This is a genomic window from Brumicola pallidula DSM 14239 = ACAM 615, assembly GCF_000428905.1.
GTDB classification, from domain to species: Bacteria; Pseudomonadota; Gammaproteobacteria; order Enterobacterales; family Alteromonadaceae; genus Glaciecola; species Glaciecola pallidula.
This window is the reverse complement of the sequence record NZ_AUAV01000005.1, coordinates 183,385-195,536: the sequence shown is the minus strand read 5'-3', so window position 1 is coordinate 195,536 and position 12,152 is coordinate 183,385. Positions and strand designations below refer to the sequence as shown.

General features: G+C 40.4%; 14 protein-coding genes. 6 read left to right on the top strand and 8 right to left on the bottom strand.

Features of this window, described 5'->3' with window-relative positions; translation table 11 throughout:
- Genes tatC through tatA form a run of 3 tightly spaced genes read right to left on the bottom strand, consistent with a single transcriptional unit; the run spans window position 1 to window position 1,372 of the window.
- Window positions 1-810, bottom strand: a complete 810-nt coding sequence (gene tatC, locus G399_RS0100900) for a twin-arginine translocase subunit TatC (protein WP_006013511.1) — start codon at window positions 808-810, stop codon at window positions 1-3.
- On the bottom strand, window positions 794-1,111 hold the full coding sequence (gene tatB, locus G399_RS0100895; protein WP_006013509.1) for a Sec-independent protein translocase protein TatB: 318 nt from the start codon (window positions 1,109-1,111) through the stop codon (window positions 794-796). The genes tatC and tatB overlap by 17 nt, the downstream gene beginning before the upstream one ends.
- Window positions 1,112-1,114: 3 nt before the next feature.
- The gene (gene tatA, locus G399_RS19915) at window positions 1,115-1,372 is read right to left on the bottom strand and encodes a twin-arginine translocase TatA/TatE family subunit (protein ID WP_006013507.1); all 258 of its coding nucleotides are present in this window, start codon (window positions 1,370-1,372) and stop codon (window positions 1,115-1,117) included.
- A 280-nt stretch (window positions 1,373-1,652) separates the two neighbouring features.
- On the opposite strand from tatA, the gene G399_RS0100885 reads away from it, so the two are divergent.
- Window positions 1,653-2,693: a hypothetical protein gene (locus G399_RS0100885; protein ID WP_006013503.1), complete on the top strand. Its 1,041-nt coding sequence runs from the start codon at window positions 1,653-1,655 to the stop codon at window positions 2,691-2,693.
- A gap of 197 nt (window positions 2,694-2,890) precedes the next feature.
- Here the strand turns inward: G399_RS0100885 and erpA are convergent, their stop codons facing one another.
- Entirely contained in the window at window positions 2,891-3,235 is a 345-nt protein-coding gene (gene erpA, locus G399_RS0100875; protein ID WP_006013500.1) for an iron-sulfur cluster insertion protein ErpA, read from the bottom strand.
- Between the two features lie 81 nt (window positions 3,236-3,316).
- Window positions 3,317-4,027 (bottom strand): DUF6776 family protein, encoded by a 711-nt coding sequence (locus tag G399_RS0100870; protein WP_006013498.1) that lies wholly within the window; start codon window positions 4,025-4,027, stop codon window positions 3,317-3,319.
- A 138-nt stretch (window positions 4,028-4,165) separates the two neighbouring features.
- On the opposite strand from G399_RS0100870, the gene G399_RS0100865 reads away from it, so the two are divergent.
- Window positions 4,166-5,872 carry a chloride channel protein gene (locus tag G399_RS0100865; RefSeq protein ID WP_006013496.1) on the top strand — a complete coding sequence of 569 codons (1,707 nt, stop codon included), beginning with the start codon at window positions 4,166-4,168 and terminating at the stop codon, window positions 5,870-5,872.
- A gap of 18 nt (window positions 5,873-5,890) precedes the next feature.
- Entirely contained in the window at window positions 5,891-6,319 is a 429-nt protein-coding gene (locus G399_RS0100860) for a CopD family protein (protein ID WP_006013495.1), read from the top strand.
- Between the two features lie 140 nt (window positions 6,320-6,459).
- Here the strand turns inward: G399_RS0100860 and G399_RS0100855 are convergent, their stop codons facing one another.
- A complete protein-coding gene (locus G399_RS0100855) occupies window positions 6,460-7,095 on the bottom strand; it encodes a UPF0149 family protein (protein ID WP_006013493.1) in 636 nt (211 codons plus the stop codon).
- Between the two features lie 106 nt (window positions 7,096-7,201).
- On the opposite strand from G399_RS0100855, the gene G399_RS0100850 reads away from it, so the two are divergent.
- Complete coding sequence (locus tag G399_RS0100850) at window positions 7,202-8,407, top strand: Nramp family divalent metal transporter (RefSeq protein ID WP_006013491.1); 1,206 nt, start codon at window positions 7,202-7,204, stop codon at window positions 8,405-8,407.
- Here the strand turns inward: G399_RS0100850 and G399_RS0100845 are convergent.
- Window positions 8,399-9,550 carry a murein hydrolase activator EnvC family protein gene (locus G399_RS0100845; protein WP_006013490.1) on the bottom strand — a complete coding sequence of 384 codons (1,152 nt, stop codon included), beginning with the start codon at window positions 9,548-9,550 and terminating at the stop codon, window positions 8,399-8,401. The two genes, G399_RS0100850 and G399_RS0100845, sit on opposite strands and share 9 nt — an antisense overlap.
- A gap of 23 nt (window positions 9,551-9,573) precedes the next feature.
- On the bottom strand, window positions 9,574-11,109 hold the full coding sequence (gene gpmI, locus G399_RS0100840; protein ID WP_006013487.1) for a 2,3-bisphosphoglycerate-independent phosphoglycerate mutase: 1,536 nt from the start codon (window positions 11,107-11,109) through the stop codon (window positions 9,574-9,576).
- Window positions 11,110-11,391: 282 nt separating this feature from the next.
- On the opposite strand from gpmI, the gene G399_RS0100835 reads away from it, so the two are divergent.
- Together G399_RS0100835 and grxC are read left to right on the top strand one after the other, a co-directional pair.
- On the top strand, window positions 11,392-11,826 hold the full coding sequence (locus G399_RS0100835) for a rhodanese-like domain-containing protein (protein WP_026843330.1): 435 nt from the start codon (window positions 11,392-11,394) through the stop codon (window positions 11,824-11,826).
- A 14-nt stretch (window positions 11,827-11,840) separates the two neighbouring features.
- A complete protein-coding gene (gene grxC / locus G399_RS0100830) occupies window positions 11,841-12,098 on the top strand; it encodes a glutaredoxin 3 (protein ID WP_006011202.1) in 258 nt (85 codons plus the stop codon).
- Window positions 12,099-12,152 lie beyond the last annotated feature (54 nt).

Sequence of the window (12,152 nt, the reverse complement as noted above, 5' to 3'; positions counted from 1 at the left end):
TTAGGATTTAGTCTCATTTTCTTGATTATCGTGTTTTTGTTGGCCACTGGAGTCTTCGTATTCAGTATCGTCAGCATCAATGTCTTCTTTTTGATTTGCATCTTTGGTGTACCAACTGCCGACAACGACCCCCACCTCAAACAAAAACCACATTGGTATTGCCAACAATACTTGCGAAATAACGTCGGGTGGGGTTAACAACATACCAACCACAAATGCGGCGACAATGACATGAGAGCGTTTCTTGCGCAATTGCTCTGGGGTTGTCATTCCGGTCCAACACATCAGAATAATCGCAACCGGGATTTCAAAAGCAACGCCAAATGCGAAAAATATTTTTAGTACAAAGCTAAGATATTCAGAAATGTCAGGGCTAATAAGCACGTCATCCGGGGCCACCGCACTGAAAAAACTAAACGCGAGTGGAAACACGACAAAATAAGCAAAGGCAATTCCACTATAAAATAATAAGGTACTGGACAGTAATAGAGGTGCGACTAACTTTTTTTCATTTCGATACAAGCCAGGTGCGATAAAGCCCCATATTTGATACAAAACATAAGGAATAGCTATAAAGAAGGACAGCACCATAGTTAATTTAAACGGTGCAAAAAATGGCGACGCGACACTCGTTGCAATCATTGAAGCGCCTTCAGGAATAGTGGCAACAAGTGGGGCGGCTAAAATACCGTACAAATCTTGAGCCCAATAGGCTAAAAGCATGAAAATAACCAGCACCGAGGAGAGTGCTTTTAATACGCGAGTTCGCAACTCAACGAGGTGACTTATGAGACTACTTTGGCTCGTCATCTTTCTTTTTCTTATAGGGTTCTTGAACGGATAGTGCAGCTTGCTTCAGCTCTTCCACACTTTGGGCAACCTCAGGGCTGACTTTATCAAGTCCCATTGTCTCTGCTTTTTTAAGGTTTTCGTGTAGTTCATGGATACGTAACTGCTCTTCAATTTCAGATTTGAAACCTGAAGCCATGTTTTTCACACTACGCATTGTTTTCACTGTTGAGCGAATTGCACCTGGCAAACGCTCAGGACCGAGAATAAGCAAGGCGACTATGCCAATAATGAAGAGTTCCCAAAAGCTAATATCGAACATCGTCTACTCTTTAGTAGTGGTCTTAGTTGCGGCTGGTTTTACCGTTTTGTCGCTATCACTTTTGTGTTCAACGGATTCAAAATCTGCATCAGATTTATCAGCCTCTTTTTTATCGGTATCGTCATCGTCGTCACTCAACGCCTTCTTAAAACCTTTAAGTGCTGAACCTAAATCACCACCAACATTGCGTAACTTCTTTGTGCCAAATAGTAAAACCACTATCAGCAGTATGACAATAATACTCCAAACACTAGGACCCATTAGTAAATCTCCATTGTTAAAATTTTGTTGTTTTGCTACCTTCTATAAATCAAAGATGCATCAATATGAGCATTTAGAACTAGGATGCAAAACGGGCTAATTAGATGCATTATACGTTGCTTTTTACAAATATCACGGGCTTTCATTAACTTGTTTATGTACTTACGTTTTATAGCAAGAATTTGCACACATTTGTTTACTATTTTATGCGTGGTCAAATGACGTGATTAATTCTTCAATAGCACTCAACAATCAGCGTTACCGTAGGGTAAGGCTTTTTTTGTGCTTACTAATTTTCAGCTTCTTCAATGCTAATTTTTCATTTGCTGTTGAAGCAAAAAAAGCAGAAATCCTTTTCCCAGAAACGTTTATACAAGAACAAGCGGAAGTTGAAACACTAAGTCCAACAACAAATACCGACGGCTCTACTGCAAAAAAACCTGAGTTAAAGAGCTCAGAGTTCAATTATTGCGATGGCCAACCTTGGCTTGACGATTGGTATTGTCACTTCAACTATGGCGTCGAAAACTCGATAGTAGAAGTCAATAGATGGTTTGTGACTGACAACGCACTAAAATCTAAGCAAGCTCAAGCATCGGGTAAGTTACGTTTTGGATGGGAGCCTCGTAGCGGTGATTTAAACCAATTTGATTTTCGTTTTAAAATCCGCGTAAAACTCCCAGCATTGCAAGACAGGTTAGAACTATTACTCTCAGATGATGAAGAAGATGCGAATCAACAGGCTGTCAAAGCAGCTCGTAATCAACAATTAGGTAGTGATGACCAGGCTACAGTTGCCCTCCAATTTAAAAATAAACCGGACTCTAAAGTGGCCTATCGTATTGGCCTAGGGCGTGGTTCTCAAATTTATACTCGAGCAAGATACAGTGACAAATTTGACGTAAATGAACGTAACAGAATTAACTATTCTGCCGAGGCCAATTACTATACCGAAGACCAATTAGGCGTTGAAACTAGAATATCTTTAATCCATACATTATCTAAAAATACAGCGATTGAACTCGACAATACATTTCGCTACCGCGATAAGACAGAAGACCTTTTCTGGCGGCACGAGATCCAATATCTATTCTTGCAGGATGACAAAACCAGTTATTTATTTAGTGCCATGGTTGATGGTTCGAATAAACCATCATATCGCGAGGAACAGGTGCTTATGAGCATGAGATACAAAAAAAATGTATTACGAAGTTGGCTATATTTAGAAGTTGAGCCATATGTGATTTGGTTGCGCGAAGAAAGTTTTAGGACGTCTTTTGGGATAGCTATTAGAGCGGAAGTACATTTTTCTAATTACTAAATGGTGCGAAGGTCTGTTGCTTGTACTTGTTTGTTCTGACTAGATGATTGATAAAAAAACCAAGTTTGAAAATGCAAAACGCTCTTACATTGCACGCAGAATCCCCAATCAGGCGGGCAAAACAAGCTGAAACTATTAAGGTTAACAAGTTTATTTGTTCCCAGTTGAGTCCAGGCTTGTTTAGCTTTGTTATTCAACTACATACTAAAGCTTGCGCCGCAACCACATGTGGTTGACGCGTTTGGATTGTTCACGAAAAATCTTGAACCTTCCAAACCTTCAGTGTAATCAACGATGCCGCCAACAAGATATTGTAGACTCATTGGGTCAATAACCAAGGTCACACTTTCTTTTTCAATTGTCATATCGCCTTCGTTGATTTTTTCGTCAAACGTAAAGCCATACTGAAAACCTGAACAACCGCCACCAGTTACATAAACTCGGAGTTTTAATTTAGGATTCTCTTCCTCAACAATTAACGTTTTCACTTTTTTTGCCGCAGCTTCAGAAAACTCAATTGGCAATGCCATTTCTTCGGACATAATATTCCCCTAGTAAAAACGTTTGTGGATCATAAATAATCTCGCTATATTATCTAATACCTGAGTAATTTAATCAAGTATTCAATCAGATTCACTAAACGCCTCATCCCACTCGATAGTGCGAGCGTAAGAACCCCGTTTTCTTTTGTACTTGTAGATATCTGTTTTGATTTCAATTTGTTCAGGAATAAAATCTTTAGGCAAAGTAATTCTCAATTCTATAACTTGAAAATATTTAAACGAAAAAGCCATCTCTTCGGTTTTATCGTCTAGTAGTTCTTTCAAATCATATTTAATCGGAACGGTATTTTGACTTCCCTGTAGCGTTACATTCAATGTGCCTTTGATAATCGCCTTAATATTTTCTCGCTGCAACATCATCACCGATATAGCGTAATTGTTAGCGCTTACCGTTGATACAATCTCAACACTTTCAACCACAAAACCGTCTTGGGTTAATTCAGGCGCCATGACTTTTTGATAAAAACTTATTTGTTCGCGAAGTTCGGCATCTTTGCGCATAAATTCCTTATACGACAATTGTGCTTGCTCATTAGCAATACTGGCCACCTCAAGCTCTACTTTTTTTACATTCAATTCAGAATTAAGACTTTGATTTTCCGAGCTGAGATTATTAATACTACTTTGCATGACGTCAATTTTGGCAGACAAAAGATAATTCTTTTTATCCGCAAACTCATGCCCAGCATAAAATAGGCAAGCAAGCACAAAAACCATCGCTAAATAGTATCCAACGAAACCAAGTTGGCTGCGCAGTTCGTTTAATTTCAATGAATTCTCCATGATCCAGGGTATTGTTATTGATAAATAACCAATATATGAGCACCGAGAACCGAATCACAGATGACAAGCGAGTGCTCAAAACGTTATGATAGTCTTAATCCAAACTAGTATAAACCCAAACTCAATATGTTTCTGCACTCGCTGAGACGAGAAGTCTCGCATCCACGGACATCAATTCAATTATGCTTACTAGGCATAATTGCAGGCGCGTGTGCGGCAACAGTCATTATTATATTTAGATTAACGTTTGAATTTATTCAAAAGCTACTTCTTGGTGGTATCGCCCAGTACGCTGGAGTTGAGAGTGAATACCTACTCTTCCTGCCGATTTCGGCAATTATTTGCGTCATTATCGTTGCGAAGCTTACTGGTTTTAAGCACTACAGAATGGGTATCCCTTTTGTTATACATCGCATTAAAACATGTTATGGACACATTCCATTTCGCACTTCAATCAATCAGTTTTTTGGTGGCATATTTTCCTTAGCGGGTGGTTTTGTGGTTGGAAAAGAGGGTCCTACCGTACATTTGGCTGCAGCAGCCAGTCACTTCCTAGGCCAATGGTTTAGGTTACCCTATAATAGTTTACGAATTTTAACGGGTTGTGGCATAGCAGCCGGTGTCTCGGCGGTATTTAATACGCCTTTTGCCGCCGTCATTTTTGTAATGGAAGTCGTATTGCGTCAATACCGAGTGCATGTTTTTATTCCCATCATGCTCGCAGCCGCGTGCGGTTCGGTATTAACTCGTATCGTATTTGGTAATGAAAATGAACTGACATTTCTGAACTTTCATGTAATAGACAATGTTTTGCTGCCCTACCTCGTCTTATTTGGTATTGCATTGGGTTTTTTGGCGGCATTATTTAACAAGCAACTCATGCTGGTAATCAGTGTATTTCGCCATGTCAATATGATTACTCGCTTGCTACTTGCTGGGGCAATTACGGGTATCGTTGGCTACTTTATGCCAGAAGCATTGGGTGCTGAATTCGTTGCCATAGAAGCATTATTCGCTAACAACCCACAACTCAGTTTTCTATTGTTGCTATTTGCATTGAAATTCATTCTTGCCGTGTTAGCCATTGGTTTAGGTGTACCCGGCGGAATCATTGGTGCAGTCATGATTATTGGTATGTTGGCTGGCGTTATATTATTACAACCGATTTACAGTATAAGCGATCAAACCGAAATGACATCAACATTTGCTTTGCTCGGCTTAGCTGGCATGTTAGCTGCGGTCTTACATGCTCCAATGGCTGCATTGTCTGCCGTCATGGAGTTATCCGCAAGTTCCCACGTCATACTGCCAGCAATTATTGTGATTGTGAGCGCCTATGTGACTAGCAAGCAATTGTGCAATAATCGTTCAATTTTTATTCAACAACTCGAGTTTCAGAACTTGCCTTACACAACATCATCGATTCGTGACGCATTGCAAGAAACCGGCGTTATGGCTATTATGCAAACACAATTCAAACACTTTATTGATGCTCCCAAACAAGCCCTGTATAAACATTTGCAATCAAACCCTAGTCACTTAGTGGTGCAAGAACGTATATTTGAAATCGGTAGGGAATATCAAATAGTGTCAATGGACGTCAGTTTGCAGGAGGGTGTTTTGCCACTGACTATTGAGACGATGGAAGGCTTGAGTGATCAATCCACTATGGCTGAGGTTTACGAAACATTGCATAAAAAGCGACAAGGAGCGGTTTATATTTATGAGGAGCTTTATTTTGATGCACATGTAATTGAACATGGTAAACCTAAGCTAATAGGTATTATTACTTGGAATATGTTACATAGTTATTTATTTAGACAACAACATTAAGATCAAAGGGTAGCAGCGATGAGTATTTTGTGGTTAAAAGCTTTCCATGTATTTTTTATGATTGCTTGGATGGCTGGTATTTTCTATTTACCTAGATTATTTGTATATCATGCAGAAAATCAGCATCAGGAAACTAAAGACCAATTCAAAATAATGGAACGTCGTCTTTGGTTTTTTGTAACCCCATTTGCCCTGTTAACGCTTATATTAGGAATATTGATCATGTATCAATATGGCCTTGAGTGGTTCAAGGCATCGGTTTGGTTGCACGCAAAACTAACGATAGTTGCGCTTTTTTACGCATATCACGTTTACTTATATTATTTAGTTAAGATGTTTGCAGCAGATAAAAACACCAAAAGTCCGCGTTTCTATAGAATGATCAATGAGCTTCCAGTGTTAGCCTTACTTGCTATTGTGCTCTTAGCAATTTTAAAGCCTTTTTAAAGCTTTTTTAAAGCTAATAGACGAAGTTAACTGCAAAGTTACTATTTTAACGCAACTAATAATAGTTCGTATTGTTGTTCTCAGGACCTTAATATTATATAAAGGCAGCGCCGAACGCCTAGCTACTTTCAAGTAACAAGCTAAATTGGTTTTTGCACAAAATTCTCAAACTGATTGGGTAAGTAACTCGCAAGCACCCCGGAAATTAAAACATAAGTGTTAAAGGCGTCCGGCAATGACTGCACTATTAATGATAGTTTGTTATCAAAATCCGTTTGGCCCCGCTTTTTTGCTTGTTCGATGGCGAGTTCAACATCTGCAAATGTGCTAAACATGCCTAAACTGTGTTTCAGCTTTTTAGCCAATACCGGCGCATTCTTTGGATTTTTATCTTGCATTGATTGCCACGCATTTTGCCACACGGACTCCATAGTTGAATGGGCAGTAAGCAGGCCTTGCAACCATTGCGACAGCGGAGAGCTTTTGCCCCATTTATCGCTATCATCGGCGAAAACACCGTAACTTGGTATACATTGAGCATTGTCTTTCATCTGCTGCAGGCAATACTTGAAGTAGTCAAACAACGCATCTGTAATCACATCAGCTTGTTGATTGTTTTGCATCTGACCATGATGTTTGATGGCCCACGGCAACCAGACATCTGGCATCGGTATTTCTGGTGAAACGCCCGCACCAAATATCATGCCTTCAACGTAATATCGTGAATGCAAGATATTGGCTATATCTGAGTTTTGATAAATTAACAGTAAATTCATGATTAATTAAAGGACTTAAATTTGCGAATTCGAACAATGCAATAGATGATAAAGCGAATTCTAAACGAATAACAACTATAAAAACATGTTTTGGGGAAGGTTACGCATGAAATCTGGAAAAACAGGCCTTATCATTGCTGCAGCATTCATTGGTCCAGGCACAGTAACAACCGCTTCCATGGCCGGTGCAAACCTCGGATACGGGCTTGTCTGGGCGCTTTGCTTTTCAATTCTTGCTACTTACGTTTTGCAAGAAATGGCCTCTCGGCTTGGCTTAGTAACCGGCAAAGGCTTGTCCGAAGCCATCGTTGATATTAGTCAAAACAATCTTATCAAGTGGTTTTGTATTATTCTTGTTTGTGCTGCTATTGGTTTAGGTAACGCAGCATATGAAGGTGGTAATTTAACGGGTGCAGCGCTTGGCTTAGCGACTGTATTACCCGGTAGCATAAGCTGGTGGGTTTTGATTTTAGGTACTGTTGCTTTTGCTGTACTGATTAGTAATCGCTATCATTTGCTTGAAAAAGTACTCATTGGGCTAGTCGCTTTAATGAGCGTTGTATTTGTTACTATTATGCTAATTGCAGGTATCAACACAACAGCATTAATGAGTGGTTTATCCGCAGTAGGATTGTCCGACACAGCATTATTACTTGCTATTATTGGCACCACGATTGTCCCTTATAATTTATTTCTTCACGCCGGCTTGAGTGCAAAACAGTCGCTTGAGGCAAGCCTTTCTGAATCTGAGATCCGCTCTCATTTGCCGGCACACAAGCGACAGCTATTTGCATCCATTGGACTGGGAGGTATCGTTACGTTTGCTATTATGTCGTGCGCTGCCAACGCTTTTTACTTAACTGATAACGTACTTTCCCCAGGTAATATTGCCACACAACTAGAGCCTATTTTAGGTGATTACGCAAACCTGTTTTTTGCTCTTGGTTTATTTTCTGCCGGTTTAACCAGCGCAATAACGGCCCCATTAGCTGCAGGATATGCGATTTGTGGTTTATTTGGATGGCAACCGAAACTTCAGGCAAAGGAATTTAAACTGGTTTGTGTCGCCATATTATTGTGTGGTGTGTTGGTAGCAACCTCCGGATTTAAACCTTTGGCAATTATTATTTTAGCTCAAGCCTCTAATGCTCTGTTGTTGCCAATTTCGGTGTTATTTTTACTCTATGTCATGAATCAAAAAAAAATAATGAAGGCGCATACAAATACGCTACTTAGTAATCTTCTTGCTGGCTGCATACTCATTGTCATTATTGTGCTGGGCGGTAACAAACTCTTAAGTCTATTATTGTAGCCAACTTTTAGGGTTAAGTGCTTTGCCTTTGTGGCGAATTTCAAAGTATAAACCTGAGCTCATTTGACCACCGCTACTGCCCACTAAGCCGATCGTTTCGCCCTGTAAGACTGAGTCTCCTGGTTGTTTCAATAATGCTTGGTTACGTCCATATACGGTCATGTATCCCTCGCCGTGATCGACTATGGTTACCAAACCAAACCCCTTTAGCCAGTCTGCATAAAGTACTTTACCATCGTACACAGCTCGCACCGGTGAGCCCTCGCTGCTATTAACCACAATGCCTTTCCAGCGAACTTGTCCTTGCCTTCTTTTACCAAATAGTTGTTGAATTTGTCCTGAGGCCGGGCGCGTTAATTTACCTTTCGATGGCGCTAGCCCAACTAACATCGTATCTTCATCTTTTAGTCTATTTTTGGCATCAATTTCAGCTTGTTCAATAGCATTCATTAACGAACGTTCTTCCTGCTGGAGTTGCGTAACCCTGACAGTGTCTGACTTGATCTGTCGGTCTAATTGTTTCAATTTCTGATGACGCGATGTTTGTTGTTCTCTTAATTGACTACTTTGTTGTTTTTGAGTCACCAACAGCCCTTCCAAGCGTTCAGTCTTGTCTACTAGCTTTATATTTAGTTGCTCCAGCTCAAGGACAAGCGCCCTAAATTTACCAATTTCTTCCTGACGCGCTTTATTCAGATAATTATAATATGTAAGGGTTCGCTCAAATCGACCCGCATCATCTTGATTGAAAAACATCTTTGCAAAATCATAGTTGCCTGCCATAAAAGCCGATTTAAGCTGGCCTGCTAGCTGTTTTTGTTGATCTTTAATAACACTTGAAATCCGTGACTTTTCGCCCTCAAGTTCGACTTTTTCGCTGCGTGTTGTCTTTAAAGATGTATCAGTTTGATTTAATTGTGTTGCCGTTTTAGCAATCTCAAGTTCGGCAAGTTTAAGTTCTTGCTGTAGGCGCTCAGACGACTTAAGTTTGTTATCGAGTTGTGCTTGTGTTTGTTTTATCTTTTCTTGAATAGTGGCTAAATCGGAATCTTGCGCAAAGGCTTGTGGAACAAACAAAATAAGCCCGGCAGCTAACAAGTAACTGCCCATGTCATACACTATTTTTTTTACGCTCAACTTCATTCTGTTGCCTTTAGAGAACCAGCTTAGCTGGTTTTCAGCGTCATAATAGTTTTACCCGTCATTTCAGCTGGTTGTTGCATACCCATTAAATGCAACATTGTTGGTGCCACATCGCTGAGTGTACCACCGCTTCTTGGTGTCGCGTCGCGGCCGAAGTAAATAAATGGTACCGGCCCACTCGTGTGCGCTGTATGTGATACACCTGTTTCAGGGTTGACCATTTGTTCTGCATTACCGTGATCGGCTGTAATCAAACACTCTGCGCCAACTTCTTTTAATGCTTTAACAATGCGACCAATACAATGGTCAACCGCTTCACACGCTTTAATGGCAGCGTCTAACTTACCAGTGTGACCGACCATATCCCCATTTGGGTAGTTACAAATAATCACATCGAATTCTCGTGATTTTATCGCCGCAACTAATTCGTCAGTGAGCTTCTCTGAGTTCATCTCTGGCTGCAAATCGTAAGTTGCTACGTCTGGTGAAGGGATCAGAATACGTTTTTCACCGGGATATTCGTCTTCTTTGCCGCCGCTGTAGAAAAAAGTAACATGCGCAAATTTTTCAGTTTCGCTAATGCGCAGTTGAGTCTTCTCATTCTTAGCCAACCAATCGCCCATGACATTAATCAATGGTGTTGGTGGATATGCGCACGGAACAGGCAAATTAGATTCATATTCTGTCAGCATCATAAATTCTGTATGAATGACTTTACTGCGCTCAAAGCCACTAAAATCAGCATCAACCATTGCATGTGACATTGCGCGTGCACGGTCAGCTCTGAAATTCATAAATAAAATGGCATCACCGTCCTCAACGCCTTTATAACCAGTTATCGCGGACGCTTTTATGAATTCATCATTTTCATCACGCGCATAAGCTGCTGCAAGTGCTTCAGAGGCTGTAGCGTATGCATACTCGGTTTGCGCTGAAACAATCAAATTATAGGCTTGCTGTACTCGATCCCAGCGATTGTCACGATCCATTGCAAAGTAACGTCCGACTATACTAGCAACTTGACCAACACCTAACTCGGCAAATACTTTTTCTGCCGCTTTAATTGACGACGCAGCACTTCTTGGTGGTGTGTCCCTGCCATCTGTGAATCCGTGTAGATAAATTTTCTTTGCGCCTTTCTCGGCGGCTAATTTTGCAGCAGCAAATAGGTGTTCTTCATGCGAATGAACGCCTCCTGACGACAATAATCCCATAATATGTACGGCTTTACCCGCAGCAACAGCTTTATCTATCGTAGCCACAATAACCGGATTGTTTTTAAAGCTGCCGTCGCTAATCGCTTTGGTAATTTTGCTAAAATCTTGATACACAACACGACCTGCGCCTAGGTTGACGTGGCCTACTTCTGAATTTCCCATTTGACCATCTGGCAGTCCTACATCGAGTCCTGAGCCCGAGATTAAGGTACTTGGTCGGTTTGCAAATAAGTCATCTAACACAGGAGTATTGGCCAACGCGATAGCATTGTTGGTCGTTTCTTCTCGATATCCCCAACCGTCTAATATGATAAGAGCTAATGTTGTTTTAGTGTGTGCCATGATTAACCTTGAAATTGGATGCATTAAAAAGAGAGTAAACCGAAGGCTCAAGTTATCAATAAAACACCGTGTTATAAACTGTTTATGCTTATTTTTATGTCTATTTACACAAATCTTTTTTAATAACAGAGAATTTTGTTGCTTAAAAACCATTCTTATAAGACCACTTAGGGGATTTAAGTTAAAAAGAATTACACATGAAACCGGTTAAATGCTGGTTTCTATCCTTTTTTTCTATATACTTTGCCAACTTCAAACAGTAACCGGACGACAGAGTTTTTTATGGGCCAAATAATAGAGTTTGCTACCAGTACGACACTGATTTCAATTTTATCGATTTCTTGGGTAGTGATAGTAGCACTTATCATTTATTCCTATGTTGGTGCGGCATTGTCCCCAATTAAAGAACTTTCCACGCATGAAGCAACTTTGCTAATGAACAAAGAAGATGCGATTGTACTAGATACTCGCGTAACAAACGAATTCAAAGCAGGACATATATTAGGTGCTAGGCAGATAAAAGCCGAAGAACTGAAAAACGGAAACTTTGCTAAGCTTGAAAACTCAAAAGATAAGCCCATTATCATAGTGTGCGCGATGGGAGCGTCAGCGAAAAAGACAGCTGCTCAGATGCTAAAAGCAGGCTTTGAAAAAGTCACCGTTTTAAAAGGCGGAATGAATGCATGGCAATCAGCCAGCCTTCCCGTCTCCAAATAAGAGAATAGTTAAACATGCAAAAAGTAGAGTTATTTACCAGAGGTTTTTGTCCATATTGCACTCGAGCTAAATCTCTGTTAGGTCAGAAAGGTATTACGTTTACTGATTATGAAATTGACAAAAATCCAGAATTACGTCCTGTCATGATCGAACGCGCAAACGGTAAAACATCTGTTCCACAGATTTTTATTGGCGAAACACATGTCGGCGGTTGCGATGAATTATTCGCATTAGAATCAACGGGTCAACTTGACGCCGTGCTGAACGCTTAATCAGCACCGATTAAGCGAGATGCGGGCATTTGCTCATTGAAAGCTGACTTATAC